The 17,820-nt window shown below is 71.6% G+C and carries 19 protein-coding genes; 9 read left to right on the plus strand and 10 right to left on the minus strand.

Annotation, left to right across the window (positions count from 1 at the left end; genetic code table 11):
* Positions 1-99 precede the first annotated feature (99 nt).
* Positions 100-1,359, minus strand: a complete 1,260-nt coding sequence (locus tag BEK98_RS32215) for a glycosyltransferase (RefSeq protein ID WP_244202084.1) — start codon at positions 1,357-1,359, stop codon at positions 100-102.
* Here BEK98_RS32215 and BEK98_RS49155 point away from each other — a divergent pair.
* The 3 genes from BEK98_RS49155 (at position 1,313) to BEK98_RS32225 (ending at position 4,645) form a co-directional block, all read left to right on the plus strand.
* Positions 1,313-1,465, plus strand: coding sequence for a hypothetical protein (locus BEK98_RS49155; protein WP_167444300.1), 153 nt, complete (start codon positions 1,313-1,315; stop codon positions 1,463-1,465). The genes BEK98_RS32215 and BEK98_RS49155 overlap by 47 nt on opposite strands.
* A 256-nt stretch (positions 1,466-1,721) precedes the next feature.
* Positions 1,722-3,584 carry a DUF2334 domain-containing protein gene (locus tag BEK98_RS32220; protein ID WP_244202085.1) on the plus strand — a complete coding sequence of 621 codons (1,863 nt, stop codon included), beginning with the start codon at positions 1,722-1,724 and terminating at the stop codon, positions 3,582-3,584.
* Between the two features lie 35 nt (positions 3,585-3,619).
* Entirely contained in the window at positions 3,620-4,645 is a 1,026-nt protein-coding gene (locus tag BEK98_RS32225) for a glycoside hydrolase family 113 (RefSeq protein WP_094220257.1), read from the plus strand.
* 13 nt (positions 4,646-4,658) lie between these two features.
* Here the strand turns inward: BEK98_RS32225 and BEK98_RS32230 are convergent, their stop codons facing one another.
* Together BEK98_RS32230 and BEK98_RS32235 are read right to left on the minus strand one after the other, a co-directional pair.
* Positions 4,659-5,513 (minus strand): chitosanase, encoded by an 855-nt coding sequence (locus BEK98_RS32230; protein ID WP_094220258.1) that lies wholly within the window; start codon positions 5,511-5,513, stop codon positions 4,659-4,661.
* A complete protein-coding gene (locus BEK98_RS32235) occupies positions 5,510-6,388 on the minus strand; it encodes a rhomboid family intramembrane serine protease (RefSeq protein ID WP_094220259.1) in 879 nt (292 codons plus the stop codon). The genes BEK98_RS32230 and BEK98_RS32235 overlap by 4 nt, the downstream gene beginning before the upstream one ends.
* A 143-nt stretch (positions 6,389-6,531) precedes the next feature.
* Between BEK98_RS32235 and BEK98_RS32240 the strand changes: the two genes are divergently transcribed.
* The gene (locus BEK98_RS32240; protein ID WP_094220260.1) at positions 6,532-7,257 is read left to right on the plus strand and encodes a vWA domain-containing protein; all 726 of its coding nucleotides are present in this window, start codon (positions 6,532-6,534) and stop codon (positions 7,255-7,257) included.
* A 26-nt stretch (positions 7,258-7,283) separates the two neighbouring features.
* On the opposite strand, the gene BEK98_RS32245 is transcribed toward BEK98_RS32240, so the two are convergent.
* Positions 7,284-8,234, minus strand: coding sequence for an acyl-CoA dehydrogenase family protein (locus BEK98_RS32245; RefSeq protein ID WP_094220261.1), 951 nt, complete (start codon positions 8,232-8,234; stop codon positions 7,284-7,286).
* Positions 8,234-9,373, minus strand: a complete 1,140-nt coding sequence (locus BEK98_RS32250; RefSeq protein ID WP_094220313.1) for an acyl-CoA dehydrogenase family protein — start codon at positions 9,371-9,373, stop codon at positions 8,234-8,236. Before BEK98_RS32250 ends, BEK98_RS32245 begins: the two co-directional genes overlap by 1 nt.
* A 53-nt stretch (positions 9,374-9,426) precedes the next feature.
* Here BEK98_RS32250 and BEK98_RS32255 point away from each other — a divergent pair, with 53 nt between their 5' ends.
* Genes BEK98_RS32255 through BEK98_RS32265 form a run of 3 tightly spaced genes read left to right on the plus strand, consistent with a single transcriptional unit; the run spans position 9,427 to position 12,068 of the window.
* Positions 9,427-10,212 carry an SDR family oxidoreductase gene (locus BEK98_RS32255; RefSeq protein WP_094220262.1) on the plus strand — a complete coding sequence of 262 codons (786 nt, stop codon included), beginning with the start codon at positions 9,427-9,429 and terminating at the stop codon, positions 10,210-10,212.
* Positions 10,213-10,236: 24 nt separating this feature from the next.
* Positions 10,237-10,872 carry a TetR/AcrR family transcriptional regulator gene (locus BEK98_RS32260; protein ID WP_094220263.1) on the plus strand — a complete coding sequence of 212 codons (636 nt, stop codon included), beginning with the start codon at positions 10,237-10,239 and terminating at the stop codon, positions 10,870-10,872.
* A 38-nt stretch (positions 10,873-10,910) separates the two neighbouring features.
* Positions 10,911-12,068: an acetyl-CoA C-acetyltransferase gene (locus BEK98_RS32265; protein WP_094220264.1), complete on the plus strand. Its 1,158-nt coding sequence runs from the start codon at positions 10,911-10,913 to the stop codon at positions 12,066-12,068.
* Here BEK98_RS32265 and BEK98_RS32270 read toward each other — a convergent pair.
* Genes BEK98_RS32270 through BEK98_RS32285 form a run of 4 tightly spaced genes read right to left on the minus strand, consistent with a single transcriptional unit; the run spans position 12,052 to position 15,466 of the window.
* Positions 12,052-13,110 (minus strand): NAD(P)H-dependent flavin oxidoreductase, encoded by a 1,059-nt coding sequence (locus tag BEK98_RS32270; RefSeq protein WP_094220265.1) that lies wholly within the window; start codon positions 13,108-13,110, stop codon positions 12,052-12,054. The two genes, BEK98_RS32265 and BEK98_RS32270, sit on opposite strands and share 17 nt — an antisense overlap.
* Positions 13,110-13,877: a CoA-transferase subunit beta gene (locus BEK98_RS32275; RefSeq protein ID WP_094220266.1), complete on the minus strand. Its 768-nt coding sequence runs from the start codon at positions 13,875-13,877 to the stop codon at positions 13,110-13,112. The genes BEK98_RS32270 and BEK98_RS32275 overlap by 1 nt, the downstream gene beginning before the upstream one ends.
* Entirely contained in the window at positions 13,874-14,722 is an 849-nt protein-coding gene (locus tag BEK98_RS32280) for a CoA transferase subunit A (protein WP_094220267.1), read from the minus strand. Before BEK98_RS32280 ends, BEK98_RS32275 begins: the two co-directional genes overlap by 4 nt.
* Positions 14,723-15,466: an enoyl-CoA hydratase family protein gene (locus BEK98_RS32285; protein ID WP_094220268.1), complete on the minus strand. Its 744-nt coding sequence runs from the start codon at positions 15,464-15,466 to the stop codon at positions 14,723-14,725. It lies immediately after the preceding gene.
* Positions 15,467-15,566: 100 nt separating this feature from the next.
* On the opposite strand from BEK98_RS32285, the gene BEK98_RS32290 reads away from it, so the two are divergent.
* On the plus strand, positions 15,567-16,394 hold the full coding sequence (locus tag BEK98_RS32290; RefSeq protein ID WP_244202086.1) for an SDR family oxidoreductase: 828 nt from the start codon (positions 15,567-15,569) through the stop codon (positions 16,392-16,394).
* Positions 16,391-17,302 (plus strand): SDR family oxidoreductase, encoded by a 912-nt coding sequence (locus BEK98_RS32295; RefSeq protein WP_094220269.1) that lies wholly within the window; start codon positions 16,391-16,393, stop codon positions 17,300-17,302. Before BEK98_RS32290 ends, BEK98_RS32295 begins: the two co-directional genes overlap by 4 nt.
* 6 nt (positions 17,303-17,308) lie before the next feature.
* Here BEK98_RS32295 and BEK98_RS32300 read toward each other — a convergent pair whose 3' ends face one another.
* Entirely contained in the window at positions 17,309-17,776 is a 468-nt protein-coding gene (locus BEK98_RS32300; RefSeq protein ID WP_094220270.1) for a MarR family winged helix-turn-helix transcriptional regulator, read from the minus strand.
* Positions 17,777-17,820: the final 44 nt, after the last annotated feature.

A 17,820-nucleotide genomic window follows, 5' to 3' on the forward strand; every position in this document is an offset into this window, starting at 1 on the left:
TAGGGCGTGCGCGGTCGTCGCAGGACCGCGTGAGCGGTGCGGAGAGATGAGAGATGAGAGATGCGCGGCCGTTCAGCCGCGGGAGCGGGACGAAGGTCCTCAGGTGCGCGCGGTCTTCAGCCAGGTCTTTTTGCCGGTGAGCATCCGCCAGAACCCCCACCAGCCGGCGAAGAACCAGATGTAGCCGTAGAAGACGAAGACATGGGCGAGGAGCACACAGCGCACCAGACCCAGCGCCCGCTCACGCTTGAAGTACACGAAGCCGTAGGTGTAGGCGGCCGTGAACGAGAGCGCGTACGGACCGAGCAGCCACATGGGCGACACGAGCGGGTGTCCCACCTGGAGGGAGGCCACGACGGTGGCACCCAGGGCGACCAGGAAGGAGACCGGCAGCAGCGAGGTGAGCAGGATCAGGACCGGGCTCGACAGGTGGTAGAGCATGTCCAGCGCCGGCCGGGTCGGCACGTCCCTGAGGATGAGCGGGACGAGTCCGGCGGACTGCAGATGGCCCTGGAACCAGCGGGATCGCTGCCGTACCAGGCGCCGCAGGCTGAGCACGGCCTGCTGGGAGACCGCGGCGGTGGTGCAGTGCATGTTGGTCCAGCCCTTGGCGATCAGCCGCACCCCGAGGTCCAGGTCCTCGGTGAGACTGTCGCTCCACGGGCCGTCCCCGTCGAGCGTGTTGAGCGCCGACAGACGCATGAACTGCCCGTTGCCGCCCATGCCCACGCTGCCGATGAAGCGCCGCGCGCTCTGGAACACGTCGCCGTAGACGACGAACTCCATGTCCTGCATGCGGGCGAGCAGCCCCTCGGCCCGGTTGTACATACGAACGCAGACCTGGACCGCGCCCGTACCCGGGTCGTCGAAGTACGGGTCGACGGACTGCACGACGTGCGGGTCGAGCCGCCCGTCCGCGTCCACCACGCACAGCACGACGTCCGCCGGGTCGTGTCCGGCGAGCAGGCCGGAATCCCTGAGGTGCCGCACGCCGTCGTTGAGTGCGGCGCCCTTGCCCCGGCGTGCGTTCGGTGGAGTGCGCCGGTGCAGCCGGACCAGGTTCGGGTCGGCGGCCCGTGCGATGTCGCTGGTGCGATCGTCGGAGCCGTCGTCTATGACCAGCGCCATGAAATTCCCGGCGGGCAGCGAAGTGATGCGCGCCAGGCTTTCCGCGAGAACTTTCTCCTCGTTCAGACACGCCAGCAGAAATACGTAGAAGCGTTCTCGCCGATCTGTTCGAGAACGGCGAATTCTGCGTCGAGAGAGAAGGAAAAGACTGGTGTTGTAGCAGCCGGCCATCACAATCAGCGTGATGCTCGACCACAGCAGCAGCTCAATGATCACGGCTGCCTCCGGCATGCGCCCGTATCCGCTGGCCCTGGCGTCGCAGACGTATCCGGGTCAGCAGTATCAGGCACGCCGTCAGGCAATAGAACAGAAATCCGGCCCCGGCTATCGCCTGTAGTGCTTTGGCCAAAGGCAGGCCGGGTATCGCTTCCGGTGCGGCCATCGCGCCTGCCATGGGCAGAAGTGCCCCCAGGGCGGGTCGTCCGTACATTGTCCCCCCATATTCGGTGCGCGTCCCCAACGCGCGGTGGTGAACTTAGCAGACCTTCCGATAGCAAGAAGGACATTTGACAGTCATCGCGCCGGCCAGAAGAATCGGTGCCTTCCTGACGCCAAATGCTTTGTCAATCATTTGGCAAAGTGGGGGGAAGATCGTGAGACGAGGGATCCCGCCCCGGAAGAGGGCACACAGCAGAATTTCCGTCGTTCTACTACTCGTCGCCGCTCTGCTGAGCGGCACATTCCTGGCCACCAACGCCCAGGCCGCCGGGGGGCGGCAGCACTGGGGCGAGGCCACCGGCACCGGGTCCGGGCTGAACCGGGTCGACCTCAAGGGCTGGGCAGAATCCCAGCTCAAGGACGACCAGGCACGGCGCACCCGGCCGCACCCGGAGACCACCCCGACCACCCGCGTGTCGGCGGCCGCCCACCCGGTCCGCACCACGACCGCCGCGACCCGGCAGAAGGCCCTGCTCGCCCCGGCCGACGCGGCCGCCGACGCCACCCCGACCGCACTCGTCCTCTACGACACGGCGGGCCCCTACGGGCAGCTGGGCGAGCTGTACGCGATGGCCGCGGCCAACCTCGCCGGCCACTTCGGCACGGTGACGGCCAAGCCGGTCCAGCAGTACACCGCCGGAATGATCGGCTCGTACTCGACCGTGATCTACATCGGCTCGACGTACTACGGCGGCGCCACCCCGGACGCCGTCCCGGCCGCGTTCTACGCCGACGCGTCGGCGAGTGCCAAGCCGGTGATCTGGATGGGCGCCAACATCTGGAACATGGCGGGCGCGGTGGGCGTACCCCAGTTCACGCAGAAGTACGGCTGGGACCCGACGACGTCGTACTACGAGGACGGCGGTTCGATCGGCGACGTCACGCAGGTGACGTACCGCGGTCAGACCCTGACCCGCACCATTCCGGCCGGGCAGGACGGCGGCGTGCTGCGCCCCAACGTCCTGACGGGGCCCGGATACGCGGCCGTCACCCGGCTCGCGGAGGGCCTGGACAGCTCGAACGGGCACACCTTCGGCTGGGCGGTGCGCTCGGCCAACCTCACCTACATCAGTGAGATCCCGTTCTCCTACGTCTCCGAGACCGACCGCGTCATCGCCTTCGAGGACCTGCTCTTCGACGCCCTCGCCCCGGCCACCGCCGAGCGGCACCGGGCGATGGTGCGCCTGGAGGACATCAGCCCCGACTCGGATCCCACCGAACTGCGGGCGATGGCCGACTACCTGTACGCGCAGAACATCCCGTACGGCATCAACGTGATCCCCGTCTACACGGACCCCAAGGGCACCTACAACAACGGCGTCCCGCAGACGATCACGCTCGCCCAGCGCCCGCAGGTGGTCAGCGCACTGAAGTACATGCTGGCCAGGGGCGCGGTCCTGATGGACCACGGCTACACGCACCAGTACAGCAACGTCAACAACCCCTACAACGGGGTGACCGGCGACGACTTCGAGTTCTACCGGGCCCACATCGACGCCGCGAACAACGTCGTCCACGACGGCCCGGTCGCCGAGGACTCCGCCCTCTGGGCGCAGACCCGGGTCACCAGCGCGCTCACCCAGTTCACCCTGGCGGGCCTGCCCAGGCCGACGCTGTGGACCACCCCGCACTACGCGGGCTCCGCGGCCGACTACAAGGTCTTCGGCGCCAACTTCTCGGCACGCCTGGAGCGTTCGCTCTACTTCGCCGGGACGCTGAGCGGGGCCTCGGCCGACCCGAACCGGTTCATCGGGCAGTTCTTCCCGTACGTGGTGAAGGACGTGTACGGCACCAAGGTGCTGCCCGAGAACATCGGCAACTACGAGCCGGAGGCGTACAACAACCACCCGGCGCGCCTGCCCGCCGACCTCATCGCGTCGGCGAAGGCGAACCTGGCTGTACGGGACGGAGTGGCGAGCTTCTTCTACCACCCCTACTACCCGGTGCAGCCGTTGAAGGACACGATCGACGGCATCAAGGCACTCGGCTACACCTTCGTCAGCCCGGCGGCGCTGTGACGGCGCCCGCCCCGAGGAAGAGGACCGTCGCCGTCATGGCGGCGGTCCTCGCCGTCGTCACCGGGTGCGTGTCCACCGGCGCGGGCAAGGGGCCCGCCCACGGCGGCACGCACGCCTCCCGCCCGGAGACCGGGACCACCACCATGCGCGGCATCACCCTGCCCTCGTGGTACCGCACCGACTACGACAGCCCGGCCGCGCCCCGCTATCTGCGCGGCATCAAGGCCACCGGGGCACGCTGGGTCACCTTCACCCCGACCTGGTACCAGAAGCGGGTCACCGACTCCGCCCCGCACACCACGGAGGAGACCGCGAGCGACGCGAGCCTGCGCAGGATCGTGCAGCGCGCCCACGCGGCCGGCCTCAAGGTGATGATCAAGCCGCACGTGGACCTGCCCGGCGATGCCGACCGCGCCGAGATCCGCCCCCGCGACCGGGCCGCCTGGTTCGCCGCCTACCGCCGCTTCATCACCCACTACGCGGACCTCGCCGCCGACACCGGAGCCGAACAGCTCGCGGTCGGCACCGAACTCGCCGGGGTCTCCGGCGACACCACCGCCTGGACGAAGGTGATCGAGGCGGTCCGCGACCACTACGACGGCCCGCTGACCTACGCCGCCAACTACGACGAGTACCAGCACATCCACTTCTGGAAGGACCTCGACCTCATCGGCATCGACGCCTACTGGCCGCTCGCCGAGAAAGCCACCACCGACCCCGCCCTGCTGAACCGCGCCTGGGCCCCGATCCGGCAGAAGCTCGCCGCGTACTCGGCACGCCGGCACCGCCGGATCCTGTTCACCGAGGCCGGCTACGTCAGCCAGCGCGGCACCACCACCGCCCCGTACTCCTGGACCGTCAGCACCCACCCGGCGAACGCCGAACAGGCCGCCGCCTACCGGGCGCTCCTCGACTCCTTCGAGGGCCGGAAGTGGTGGGCCGGCGTCTGCTGGTGGATGTGGGACGACTGGCCGGACAGCGGGGAGACACCGGCACGCCTGGCGTACACCCCGCGCGGCAAACCCGCCGAGGAGGTGCTGCGCCGGAAGTGGGCCGGCTGACGTCCCTGACTCCCTAGGGAATCCGGTACGGCTCCCCGTACACCCGCCACTCCAGTGGGGTGTCCAGGTCGAGGTTGCCGTCGTAGAGGAACCGCCGCTGGGCCGTGTCGACGCGGGAGGTGTCGACGCCCGGTCTCTTCGTCCTCATGGCCCGGCGGCGGATGTCGAGGAAGATGTCGAGGTAGTTCTTCTCGCTGCCGCCCTCGGCGGGGGTGTCGGCCTGCTTCAGGGCGCGTGCGCGCAGGCCGTGGAAGCTGTCGGGGCCGGTTCCGGGGCCGTGGTAGACCATCGCGTCGTAGTAGATGAACTGGCCCAGTGTGCCGAGGCCGTCGAGCTTGGCGCGGCGGACGGCGGGGTCGAAGTAGACGCGGTCGCGCTCCTCGTCCTGAGCCTTGCGGAAGGCCGGGAGCTGCGCCTCCGCCTTCCAGGCCGCGGTGAAGCCCGGGTCCAGGCCCTCGTGGGAGTCCGAGCCGTCGACCTCGCGGAGGGCCGGCAGGAACTTCGCGAGGCCGTTGTCCGGGTGGGCCCTGGTGTAGCGCTCGACCAGGGTGAGCAGGTCGTGGGTGCCGGTGCAGAAGCCGATGACGCCGGCGGTGTAGCCCTGCCCGTCACCGATGTCCTCGATGTAGCCGTAGGCGCTGCGCCAGTCCAGCGTGGAGTTCTCGGCGCTGGCCACGATCCGCTGCGCCAGCTCCTTCTTGGCGGGCGCGGCCAGGCCCGGCGGGGCGTCGGCGACGACCGACGCCTCCTGGGAGGCCGGGACGTCCTTGCCCTCCGAGGAGCCGGACCGGTCGGGGCCGGCGGCGAACACCGCCGCCGCCACGACCACGGGCACGGCGGCGAGCAGCAGGATTCCCGCTCGCCTCATGCGGCCGCGCCGCCCGTGAGATCCGCGACCTTGACCCAGGTGAGGACCAGCAGCAGCACCAGCAGGGCCACGCACGCGCCCGCCTGGATCAGCACGCGGCGACCGTCCCGGGGCGCGTACGCGTACGCCAGGGTCACCACCCCGCCCGCCAGCAGGCCGCCGAGGTGGCCCTGCCAGGAGGTCACCCATGCGGAGAGCACCAGCCACAGCAGCAGACCGCCCATGTACTGGTTGACCGCGCGCATGTCGTAGCCGAGCCGACGGCCCATGACGTAGTACGCGGCGCCCAGCCCGAAGATGGCCCCGGACGCGCCGACCGTGGGGGTCTCGGGGGCGATCAGCAGCACCAGGACCGAGCCGCCGAGCGCCGACAGCAGGTACAGGGCGAGATAGCGGACCCGGCCCAGCTGGGCCTCGACCACCCGGCCGACGTTCCACAGCGCCAGCATGTTCATCAGGATGTGCGCGATGCCGAACGTGCCCTCGGCGGGCGTCAGGTGCAGGAACGCTCCGGTCAGCAGCCGGTACCACTCGCCGTGGGCGACGCCCTCCGGGTAGTAGCCCGCCGGCACGGTGCCCAGCATGTCGAACCGGTCCTCGACCGACGGCCGCGCCATCTCGGCCAGGTAGGCGAGCACGTTGAGCCCGATCAGCACGTAGGTCACCAGCGGCACCGTGCTGATCCGGCCGCCGAACGCGGTGCGCGCCTGCCGCACCGAGCGTGCGCCCTCCTGCACGCACTCCACGCACTGGTGACCGACGGCAGCCTCCCGCATGCAGGACGGGCAGATGTAGCGGTCGCAGCGCGTGCAGCGAACGTGGGACTCCACCTTGGGGTGACGGAAGCAGGTGGTCACGGCGGACTCGGTGGTCACGGCCGGCTCCTCTGAGGAAAGTTCGGGACAGGGTGAGCCGGTGGGGACGGCGGCGAACAAAATAGCGAACCGATGTGACGGGAGAGACAGCCGGGGCTCCTGGTCCCTTAGGCTCGGCCTCTCGCACAGCCCAGGGGGGAACCGTGGCCGCGATCAGTCTGCGCAAGGTGCAGGAGACCGCACCCGCGCTCGTCGGGCCGTACCGCTCGGCCGGCGTCTGCCTGCGCAAGCACGGCCTGGACGGGCTGCGGGCCGCGGTGTACCTGGTGGTCGACTACTCGGGTTCCATGAAGCCGTACTACAAGGACGGAAGCGTGCAGGCGCTCGCCGACCGGGTGCTGAGCCTGTCCGCGCACCTGGACGACGACGGACGGGTGCCGGTGGTGTTCTTCTCCACGGACATCGACGCGGTCACCGACATCGCCCTCGCCGGCCACGAGGGCCGCATCGAGCGGATCGCGGCCGGGCTCGGGCACATGGGCAAGACCAGCTACCACCTGGCGATGGACGCCGTCATCGACCACTACCTGGACAGCGGCGCCACCGACCCCGCACTGGTCGTCTTCCAGACCGACGGCGGCCCGATCAACAAGCTCGCCGCGGAACGCTACCTGTGCAAGGCGGCCAGGCTGCCGCTGTTCTGGCAGTTCGTCGGCTTCGGCGACCCGGACAGCCGCCAGTTCGAGTTCCTGCGCAAACTGGACGAGCTGGCCGTCCCGGGCAAGCGGCCCCTGGACAACGCCGGCTTCTTCCACGCGGGCCAGGACCCACGCCGGGTCTCCGACGCCGAGCTGTACGACCGTCTCGTCGGCGAGTTCCCCCAGTGGCTCACGGCCGCACGCGCCGCGGGCATAGTGCGGCCCGCCTGAGTCGTGCGCCGGCCGGTCCCGACCGTTCAGCAGGCGGCTTCGAGCACCGCGTCCCCGCACTCCTCGGGCGTGCCCCACGCGGTGCGCAGGGCGCGGGCCTTGGTCAGCCACAGGGACAGGTCGTACTCCGCCGTGTACCCGATCGCGCCGTGCAGCTGGAGTGCCGTGCGAGCGGTGGCGTAGGCCGCCTCGCAGGCCTTCAGCTTGGCGGCGGCCACGTCCGCGGGGCGCAGGGACATGGCCGCTCCGAAGAGCAGGGGGCGGGCGAACTCCAGGGCGATCTTCGCGTCGGCGAGGCGGTGCTTGACGGCCTGGAACGAGCCGATGGGGACACCGAACTGGGTGCGCTGTCTGACATGGGCGACCGTCCGGTCGAGCAGAGCGAGTCCCACGCCGAGGGCCTGGGCGGCGGTGGCCAGGCGTGCCCAGGTCAGGGCGTGGGCGCTCGACGGGTCGGGGGTCAGGAGTTCGCCGCCGGGGGCCAGCGGGGTCAGGCGGCGGGCGGGGTCGAGGGAGGGGCGGACCGGGCCGGGACCCGGGGACAGGTGCAGTCCCTCGGGGGTCGGGGCGAGGTGGAGGGCGGCCGCGTCGCCGTCGAGGGCGTACCCGGTGGGCGTCGCCACGGTCGCGATGAGCTCGCCCGCCGCGAGCCCGGGCAGGAACCGCTTGGCCGGCCCGCCCTCGCCGAGCAGTACGGCCGCCGCGACCGTCTCCACCAGCGGCCCGGGCACCGCGTGCCTGCCCAACTCCACGAACGCGACGGCCAGTTCCACCGGGTGCGGCCCCAGCCCCCCGTACTCCTCCGGCACGACGAGACCGAACACCCCTGCCTCGGCGACACGACGCCACAGCGCGCGGCCGCCCGCATGGTCGCCGCGGCTCCAGTCCCGGACCACCGCCGGGGTGTCCGCCGCCGTCAGCATCGCGTGCAGCGAGTCGGCGAAGGCATGCTGCTCGGTGTCGAGGAGGAAGCGCATCAGCGGCGTCCCTTCGGCAGGCCGAGCAGGCGCTCGGCGACGATGTCGCGCTGGATCTCGTTGGTCCCCGCGTAGATCGGCCCGGCCAGGGAGAACACGTACCCCTCCGCCCAGTCCGTGTCCGCCGACTCGCCCTCCTCGCCCAGCAGATCGAGCGCCGTCTCGTGCAGTGCCAGGTCGTACTCGGACCAGAACACCTTGTTCATGCTGGACTCCGGGCCGAGCGCGGCGCCCTCCAGGAAGCGGCCGGCGGCCGCGTAGGTGAACAGCTGGTAGGCGCGGGCACCGATCAGGGCGTCGACCACCCGGGCGCGCGCGTGCCCGGGGCGGCCCCGCGCCTGCCACAGCTCCAACAGCCGGGCGGCGGAGGCGAGGAAACGGCCGGGGGAGCGCAGGGTGAGGCCGCGTTCGTTGCCCGTCGTGGACATCGCGATCCGCCAGCCCTGGCCGGGCTCGCCGATCACGTCCTCGTCCGGCACGAACACCTCGTCCAGGAACAGCTCCGCGAAGGCCGGCTTCCCGTCCAGACGGCCGATCGGGCGGACGGTGACGCCCGGTGCCCGCAGGTCGAACATCAGGTACGTGAGCCCCTGATGCGGCTTCGGGGCCCCGGGGTCGCTGCGGAACAGGCCGAAGGCCCGGTCGGCGAAGGCCGCCCGCGAGGACCAGGTCTTCAGGCCGCTCAGCAGCCAGCCGCCGTCCGTCCGCACCGCCCTGGAGGTGAGCGAGGCCAGGTCGGAGCCCGCCTCCGGCTCGGACCAGGCCTGCGCCCAGACCACCTCGGCGGAGGCCATCGGCGGCAGCACGCGCGCGCGTTGCTCCTCCGTACCGTGGTCGAAGAGGGTCGGCGCGAGCAGGCTGATGCCGTTCTGGCCGACCCGGCCGGGTGCCCCCGCCGCCCAGTACTCCTCCTCGAAGACCAGCCAGCGCAGCAGCCCGGCGCCCCGCCCGCCGTACTCCTCGGGCCAGGACACCACCGACCAGCGGTCCGCGGCCAGTTCGGCCTCCCAGGCGCGGTGCGCCGCGAAACCCTCCGCGGTCTCCAGGGAGGGGAGCGGGGTGCGGGGCACATGTGCCGCCAGCCAGGCGCGGGCCTCGGCGCGGAACTCCTCGTCGGCCGGAGCGTGGGTCAGGTCCACGGTCGCCGTCACCGTCCTTCCCTAACAAGTGTTTGGTAGGTTAGCGTGGCCCTATGACAGGCGTCGAGAGTCCGGCGTACGAGCCCGGGCACGGGCTGCTGAAGGGGCGTACCGCCGTCATCACCGCGGCGGCCGGCGCGGGGATCGGCGGGGCGACCGCGCGCCGCTTCCTGGAGGAGGGCGCCCGGGTGCTGATCAGCGACGCGCACACGCGCCGTCTCAAGGAGCACGAGGCCGGGCTGGGCCGGGAGTTCCCCGGCGCGGTGGCCGCGGTGCCCTGCGACGTCACCGACGAGACCCAGGTGCGGGCCCTGTTCGAGGCGGCCGTACGGGAGCACGGAAAGCTCGACATCGTGGTCAACAACGCGGGTCTCGGCGGGACTTCGGACCTGGTCGACATGACCGACGAGCAGTGGTCCCGGGTCCTCGACGTCACCTTGAACGGCACCTTCCGCTGCACCCGCGCCGCCCTGCGCGCCCTGCGGGACACCGGCGGCGGGGTGATCGTCAACAACGCCTCCGTCGTCGGCTGGCGCGCCCAGGCCGGGCAGGCCCACTACGCAGCCGCCAAGGCCGGCGTGATGGCGCTGACCCGGTGCGCGGCGATCGAGGCGGCCGCCTACGGGGTGCGGGTCAACGCGGTGGCGCCCAGCCTCGCCATGCATCCGCATCTGGTGAAGGTCACCTCGCCCGAACTGCTCCGGGAACTCACCGAGCGGGAGGCCTTCGGGCGGTACGCCGAGCCCTGGGAGGTGGCCAACGTGATCGTGTTCCTGGCCTCCGGCTACTCCTCGTACCTGACCGGCGAGGTCGTCGCCGTCAGCAGCCAGCACCCCTGACGAACGGCAGACCACAATGGGTTCGTGCCGACCAAGAAGAAGCCCCAGGTGACCGCCCCGAAGAAGCCCACGGCCGCAGCCGCCCAGGCGCGCCGCCACGAACTCCTCGGCACCGCCGCCGAGGTCTTCGCCGAGCAGGGCTACAACGCCACCACCGTCCGCACCATCGCCGACCACGCCGGGATGCTCGCGGGCAGCCTCTACTACCACTTCGACTCCAAGGAGTCGATGCTGGAGGAGATCCTGCGGACCTTCCTGGACGAGCTGTGGGACGGCTACGACACCGTCCTGGCCTCCGGGCTCGGGCCCCGCGAGACCCTGGAGGCCCTGGTCACCGAGTCCTTCCGGGAGATCGACCGGCACCGCGCCGCCGTCGCGATCTACCAGAAGGAGAGCAAGCAGCTCGTGGCGCAGGACCGCTTCGCCTTCCTCGCCGACTCGCAGCGCCGGTTCGAGAAGGCCTGGCTGTCCACGCTGGAACGCGGGGTCGCCGAGCGGGTCTTCCGCGCCGACCTGGACGTCCGGCTCACCTACCGGTTCGTCCGGGACACGGTGTGGGTCGCCGCGTCCTGGTACCGGCCCGGCGGACAACACAGCCCCGAGGAGATCGCCCGTCAGTACCTGTCGATGGTGCTGGACGGGATCGCCGTACGCGAATGACATCACGCTGAACACCCCTTTCCTGTGAGGGAGTCGCCATGGCCGAGGCCTACATCGTCGAAGCGGTCCGCACGCCCGTCGGGCGGCGCGGGGGAGGGCTCGGCGGGGTCCACCCCGCCGACCTGGGCGCACATGTGCTGAAGGCGCTCGTGCAGCGGGCCGGGATCGACCCGGCCGCCGTGGAGGACGTCGTCTTCGGCTGCCTGGACGCGGTCGGGCCGCAGGCCGGGGACATCGCCCGCACCTGCTGGCTGGCCGCAGGGCTGCCCGAGGAGGTGCCGGGCGTGACCGTCGACCGGCAGTGCGGCTCCTCCCAGCAGGCCGTGCACTTCGCCGCGCAGGCCGTGCTCTCCGGCACCCAGGACCTGGTGGTCGCGGGCGGGGTGCAGAACATGTCCCAGATCCCCATCGCCTTCGCCTCCCGGCAGGCCGCCGGCCCCCTCGGCCTGACCGACGGCCCCTTCCTCGGCAGCACCGGCTGGCGCGCCCGCTACGGCGACCAGCCCGTCAACCAGTTCGCCGGCGCCGAGATGATCGCCGCCAAGTGGGGCATCAGCCGCGCGGACCAGGAGGAGTTCGCCCTGCGCTCGCACCGGCGGGCGGTCTGGGCCATCGACACGGGCCGCTTCGAGCGCGAGACCGTCCCCTACGGCGAGGTCACCCTCGACGAGGGCCCACGCCGGGACACCTCCCCGGAGAAGATGGCCGCACTGAAGCCCGTCCTCGACCGCGGCACCATCACCGCGGCCTGCTCCTCCCAGGTCTCCGACGGAGCCGCGGCCATGCTGCTCGCCTCCGAGCGGGCGGTACGGGAACACGGGCTGCGCCCGCGGGCCCGTGTCCACCACCTCTCCGTGCGCGGCGAGGACCCCATCCGCATGCTCTCCGCGCCCATCCCGGCCACCGCACACGCCCTGAAGAAGACCGGCCTGACCATCGACGCCATCGACCTCGTGGAGATCAACGAGGCCTTCGCCCCCGTCGTGCTCGCCTGGCTCAAGGAGACCGGAGCCGACCCGGAGAAGGTCAACGTCAACGGCGGCGCGATCGCCCTCGGCCACCCGCTCGGCGCCACCGGCGTCCGCCTGATGACGACTTTGCTGCACGAACTGGAGCGCACCGGCGGCCGGTTCGGGCTCCAGACGATGTGCGAGGGCGGCGGTCAGGCGAACGTGACGATCATCGAACGCCTCTGAGGCCCTCCAACTGCTCCAGCACCCCCTCCGCCTCCTTCACGATCCGCTCCACCAGTTCCGCGCACGACGGCAGGTCGTCGATCACCCCGGCGACCTGCCCGGACGCCATCACCCCGAGGTCCGTACGGCCGTCCACCATCGCCGACTTCAGCAGCATCGGCGTGTTCGCGGCCAGCAGCACCTGACTCCAGGACAGCTCCTTGCCGTGCCTCAGGGCCTGGCCGTCCCGGACCAGCTGCCGCCAGGTGAGCCCCGACAGCCGCCGGAAGGCCGAGGCCCGCCGCACCGCGTGGGCGAGAGTCCGTATGCGGCCGGACCGCTCCAGCGTGTCGACCAGGTCCGTGCGCAGCATCCGGTGCGGCAGCCCGTCCACCGCCCGGGTGACCGTCACGTCCCGGACCGTCGCCGCCAGATACCGGGCCTTCACCGCGTCCGGCACCGTCGAGTCCGAGGTGAGCAGGAACCGCGTACCCATCGCCACCCCGGCCGCCCCGTAGGCCAGCGCCGCGACCAGGCCCCGCCCGTCGAAGAAGCCGCCCGCCGCCACGACCGGTATCCGCACCGCGTCCACCACCTGCGGCAGCAGCACGGTCGTCGCCACCTCGCCGGTGTGCCCGCCGCCCTCGCCGCCCTGCACGATCACCGCGTCGGCACCCCACGCGGCCACCTTCTCGGCGTGCCGCCGTGCCCCGACGGACGGGACGACCACCACACCGGCCTCCTTGAGCCGGGCGATCAGCTCGGCAGAGGGGGCCAGCGCGAAGGAGGCCACCCGGACCTCCTCGTCCAGCATGATCTGCACGCGATCGGCCGCATCGGCCGCGTCGGCCCGCAGATTCACCCCGAACGGCGCCCGGGTCCGCGACCGGACCTCCCGTATCGCGTCACGCAGCTGGTCGACGGTCATCGTCGCGGAGGCAAGGATGCCGAGCGCCCCCGCGTTCGCCGCCGCCGAGACCAGCCGGGGGCCGGCCACCCAGCCCATCCCGGTCTGCACGATCGGATGCCGGACCCCGACCAGCCGGGTCAGCGCGGTCTCCATCACCCCCTCGCCCCCTCGGGCACCTCACGCGCGCGGGCCCCCGCCGGATCCAGCACCTCACGGATCAGCCGCAGCTCCTCCTCGCCGGGGTCCCGGGTGTACGGCACCTCGTCGGGCACGGCGAGCGCGAACCCCGTCGCCTCCCGCACCTGCTCCACGCTCACCCCCGGATGCAGCGAGGCCAGCCGCATCGAGTGGTCGGGGGTGGCGAAGTCGAAGACGCCGAGGTCGGAGACGACCCGGGGGATGCGGTGGAAGCGGGCCGTGTTCCCCAGCTCCGCCGCCCGGTCGTACCCCACCCCGCACACCATGTCCGCCTTTTCCACGAACACCCGCCTGGAGTGTCTGGGGATCCAGTAACTCGTCGGATTGTTGAGTGTGTTGAGCGGAGCCCCGCGCACCCCGAGCAGCTGCCGGCGGGGCCGGGTCCAGTCGCCGATGCAGGAGATGTTCTGGTTGCCGTACCGGTCGATCTGGCTCGCGCCCATCATCACGTGCCGGCTTCCTCCCGCCACCAGGGCCAGATGCTGCCGGTAGGGCAGCCAGCCCTCGGGAGTGCCGTCCGGGCGGACCAGCAGCGCCTCGCCGTCGGTGAGCAGCAGGTCCGGCGCGAAGGTGAGCCGGGCCAGCCGCGCGCCCAGCGACGGGATCAGGCCCATCGGACTGGCCAGGATCTCCCCGCCGCCCCGCCAGGCCTCGGCGCAGGCGATCACGCAGTACTCGGCGCGGGTGGGCGGGGGAGAGGGGGCGCGGCTCACGGTGTTCATGGCCGCTCCTGGTGCCAGGCCTGCACCGCCGACCGGTATGCCTGCTCGTCCCCGTCGAGGAAGCGTGCCGCGAACTCCGGCCAGGGCGTGGCCGCGTACTCCCGCTGGAACTCCTCGTCCCGGCCGTAGTCCGGTGCGCAGGAGGTGAAGTGCGCGCCGTTCGGTGCCTCGACCACACCCGTCACCGCGAGCCGCTTGAGCAGCAGCGACTGCGGGGCCGCCTCCTTCGTCAGCTCGGCGGTGTCGACGATCCGTTCGCAGGAGACGTAGGCCGCGTCCGCCGCCTCGCAGAACAGGTCGTCGAAGTACGGGTCCGGGCCCAGGTACTGCCCGTTGCCCAGCCGGTCGGCGCGGTTGACGTGCACCAGGGCCGCGTCCATCCGCAAGGCGGGCATCGCCACGAACGTCTCCCCGTCCTCGTACGGCGAAGTGACCGTCCGCAGACCCGGGTTGACCCGCATCACGTCCGAGCCGAGGCCCGCCCGCACCGGCAGGAACGGCAGCCGGTGGGCGGCCGCGTGCAGCCCCCACATGAACATCCCCTCGTCGACCTCTGTCAGCTCGAAGTCCCCGCGCTCACGGGCCGCCCGGTAGTGCGGTTCGAGCGGGATGGAGTCGAGGGTGACGAAGGCGGTGACCAGCCTGCGGATCCGGCCGGCCGCGGCCAGCACGCCGATGTCCGGGCCGCCGTACGAGATGACCGTGAGGTCCCCGATCCCGGCTCTCAGCAGGGCCCTGACCAGTGCCATCGGCTTGCGCCGGGAACCCCAGCCGCCGATGCCCAGGGTCATCCCGCTGGACAGCCGGGAGACCACCTCGTCGGCGGTCATCGTCTTGTCGCTCACCTACGCACCCTCCTTCCCGAACGTGTCGCGGACCCGGTCGGCCAGTCCGCTGAGGTTGGCCTCGAACGTGAAGCCCTGTTCGAAGCGGTAACTGCGGCGCACGTCGACGGGATCGATCCCGTTGATGGCGGCCTTGGCCATGCGCAGCAGCCGTCCGTCCTTGGCGGCGATCTCGCCGGCCAGCTCCAGCGCCGCCGCACGCAGCTCCGCACGCGGTACCACCCGCCACACCGAGCCGTGCGCATGCAACTCGGCGGCGCTCGCCGTGCGCGCGGTGTAGTACAGCGCGCGCATCGTGTGTTGCGGGACCAGCCGGGCCAGATGCGTGGCGGCACCCAGTGCGCCCCGCTCCAGCTCCGGCAGCCCGAAGAAGGCGTCGTCACTCGCCACGATCGCGTCGGCGTTCCCCACCAGGCCTATCCCACCGCCCAGACAGAACCCGTGCACCGCCGCTATCACGGGTGTCTCGCACTCGTACACCGCCGCGAAGGCCTCCGCGCAGCCCTCGTTGGCACCGATCAGCGCCTCGTGCCCGTCCGCCTGTATCTCCTTGATGTCCACGCCCGCGTTGAAACCGCGCCCCTCGGCGGCCAGCACCACGCACCGCACCCCGGGGTCACGGCCCGCCGCGCGCACGGCCTCGGCCAGGGCGAACCAGCCGCGCACCGGCAGCGCGTTCACCGGCGGGAAGTCGACGGTGACTACGGAAATCCCCTTTTCCGGGACAGACATGGAGACACCCATGGACGCATCAGCTACCTTCGCACTCAACGCCTTTCCACCAAACATTTGTTAGGTGTGAGGCTTCGAAGCTAGCAGTCGCCGAAGACGAGCGGGAGAGCCTGTGGACAACTCCGCGGCAGGGCCTGTGGACAACTCGCTGCGCGGCAGAACCGTCGTCGTCACCGGCGGCACCCGGGGCGTGGGGGCGGGCATCGCGCAGGCCTTCGCCCAGGCCGGCGCCCGGGTGCTGGCCTGCGCCCGGCGTCCCCCCGAACAGCCCCTCGACGGCGTGGAGTTCGCACCCCTCGACCTGCGCGACCCGCCGGCCGTCCGCGCCTTCTTCGCCGCGCTGCCCCGGCTCGACGCCCTCGTCAACAACGCGGGCGGCACCCCGTACCGGCGGCTGACCGACGCGGACGCCGAGCGGCACGCCCGGGTCGTCGAGCTGAACCTCGTCACCCCGCTGACCGCTTCCCTGGCCGCCTACGACCATCTCCGGCGCGCCCGAGGCTCGGTCGTCATGATCGGCAGCGTGAGCGGCGGCCGTCCCTCGCCCGGCTCGGCGGCCTACGGCGCGGCCAAGGCGGGCCTGGCGAACCTGGCCGCCTCCATGGCCGTGGAATGGGCGCCGGAGGTCCGCGTCAACACGCTGGTCGTCGGCATGGTCCGCACCGAGCTGTCTCATCTGCACTACGGCGGCCCGGACGGCCTCGCCGCCGTCTCCCGCACCGTCCCGCTCGGACGGCTGGCCACCCCCTCGGACGTCGGCGCGGCCGCCGTCTTCCTCGCCTCCGACGCGGCCGCCTACATCAGCGGGGCGAGTCTGCTGGTGCACGGAGGCGGGGAGCGGCCCGCCTTCCTGGACGCCGGGACCGTCAACAAGGAAGACCGCAAGGAAGACGGCAGGGAAGACGGCAAGGAAGACCGCCGACAGGGAGGCCTGGGATGAGCGGAATCTGCGCAGGGCGAGTCGTCGTGGTCACCGGAGCCGGACGGGGGCTGGGCCGCGCCCACGCCCTCGCCTTCGCGGCCGAGGGCGCCCGGGTCGTCGTCAACGACCTGGGCGTCGGGCTGGACGGAGTGCCCGGACCCGACAGCCCGGCGGCGGCCGTGGTCGCGGAGATCCGGGAGGCGGGCGGCGAGGCGATCGCGCACGGCGGCGACATCGCGACGACCGAGGGGGCCGCCTCCCTGGTCCGGACCGCCGTCGAGACGTACGGCCGGCTCGACACCCTCGTCAACAACGCCGGTTTCCTGCGCGACCGTATGCTCGTCAACCTCGACGAGGACGACTGGGACGCCGTGCTGCGTGTCCACCTCAAGGGTCACTTCCTGCCCCTCAAGCACGCCGCCGCGCACTGGCGGGCCGAGGCCAGGGCCGGGCGCACCCCGACGGCCCGGATCGTCAACACCAGCAGCGGGGCGGGTCTGCTGGGCTCGGTCGGGCAGGGGAACTACAGCGCCGCCAAGGCCGGGATCATCGGGCTGACCCTCGTTGCGGCGGCCGAACTGGCCCGCTACGGCGTCCAGGTCAATGCCGTCGCCCCGGCGGCCCGCACCCGCATGACGGAACGTACCTTCGCCGAGACCATGGCGGCCCCGGCCGCCGGATTCGACGCCATGGCCCCCGGGAACGTCTCCCCGCTGGTCGTCTGGCTCGGCTCCGCCGCGTGCACCGGCGTGACCGGCCGGGTGTTCGAGGCGGAGGGCGGCCGGATCACCGTCATGGAGGGCTGGCGCCCGGGTCCCGGCGCGGACAAGGGGGCGCGCTGGACCCCGGCCGAGGCGGGGGAGGCCACGCTGAAGCTGCTGGCGCAGGCGGAGCCGCCGGGAGTGGTGTACGGGGCCCAGGGGTAGGGAAGTTCAGCCCGTCAGGCGGGCCGCGGCCGCGCGCTGCCGCTCGCTCATGACGGACAGGAAGCGGACCACCGTGTTCAGCTCGTCGGTGCTGAACTCCTCGCAGGCCTCGACGATGTCACGCGCCCAGTCCTCGAAGAACACGGCCAGCTCGGCGAGCTTCTCCTGGTTCGGTTCGACGAGCACCCGGCGCTTGTCCGTAGGGTGCTTGGCCCTGCGGACGAACCCCTTGCTCTCCAGCCGGTCGAGCAGGCCGGTGACGGAGGCGGGGGTGAGTCCGGTCAGTTCAGCCAGGTCCTTGGCGGTGAGCGGACCCTGCCGCTGGAGATGGTCGAGGGTCTTCTCCTCCGTGGCGTTCAGTCCCTGCTTGGCGGCGACCGCCGAGTGGAACATGACCGTCACGGCGCTGTGGTTCCGCCCCACTTCCATGAGGTGCCGCAGTGTCTCGGCCCGCTTCGCGTCTGCCTCGGTCATGGGCTCAGGCTAGCAGTCTTTCGTTAGTCCGAACGAAATAAATT

It is taken from the genome of Streptomyces diastatochromogenes (assembly GCF_002242805.1).
GTDB classification, from domain to species: Bacteria; Actinomycetota; Actinomycetes; order Streptomycetales; family Streptomycetaceae; genus Streptomyces; species Streptomyces diastatochromogenes.

Excerpts from the sequence above, each read along its gene's own strand:
- BEK98_RS32285 (WP_094220268.1), bottom strand. The coding sequence starts at position 15,466 with ATGGGTGTCTCCATGTCTGTCCCGGAAAAGGGGATTTCCGTAGTCACC.
- BEK98_RS32245 (WP_094220261.1), bottom strand. The coding sequence starts at position 8,234 with ATGCGCTTCCTCCTCGACACCGAGCAGCATGCCTTCGCCGACTCGCTG.
- BEK98_RS32215 (WP_244202084.1), bottom strand. The coding sequence starts at position 1,359 with ATGCCGGAGGCAGCCGTGATCATTGAGCTGCTGCTGTGGTCGAGCATC.
- BEK98_RS32270 (WP_094220265.1), bottom strand. The coding sequence starts at position 13,110 with ATGGAGACCGCGCTGACCCGGCTGGTCGGGGTCCGGCATCCGATCGTG.
- BEK98_RS32225 (WP_094220257.1), top strand. The coding sequence starts at position 3,620 with ATGGCGGCGGTCCTCGCCGTCGTCACCGGGTGCGTGTCCACCGGCGCG.
- BEK98_RS49155 (WP_167444300.1), top strand. The coding sequence starts at position 1,313 with ATGCTCGACCACAGCAGCAGCTCAATGATCACGGCTGCCTCCGGCATG.
- BEK98_RS32300 (WP_094220270.1), bottom strand. The coding sequence starts at position 17,776 with ATGACCGAGGCAGACGCGAAGCGGGCCGAGACACTGCGGCACCTCATG.
- BEK98_RS32255 (WP_094220262.1), top strand. The coding sequence starts at position 9,427 with ATGACAGGCGTCGAGAGTCCGGCGTACGAGCCCGGGCACGGGCTGCTG.
- BEK98_RS32275 (WP_094220266.1), bottom strand. The coding sequence starts at position 13,877 with ATGAACACCGTGAGCCGCGCCCCCTCTCCCCCGCCCACCCGCGCCGAG.
- BEK98_RS32230 (WP_094220258.1), bottom strand. The coding sequence starts at position 5,513 with ATGAGGCGAGCGGGAATCCTGCTGCTCGCCGCCGTGCCCGTGGTCGTG.
- BEK98_RS32295 (WP_094220269.1), top strand. The coding sequence starts at position 16,391 with ATGAGCGGAATCTGCGCAGGGCGAGTCGTCGTGGTCACCGGAGCCGGA.
- BEK98_RS32265 (WP_094220264.1), top strand. The coding sequence starts at position 10,911 with ATGGCCGAGGCCTACATCGTCGAAGCGGTCCGCACGCCCGTCGGGCGG.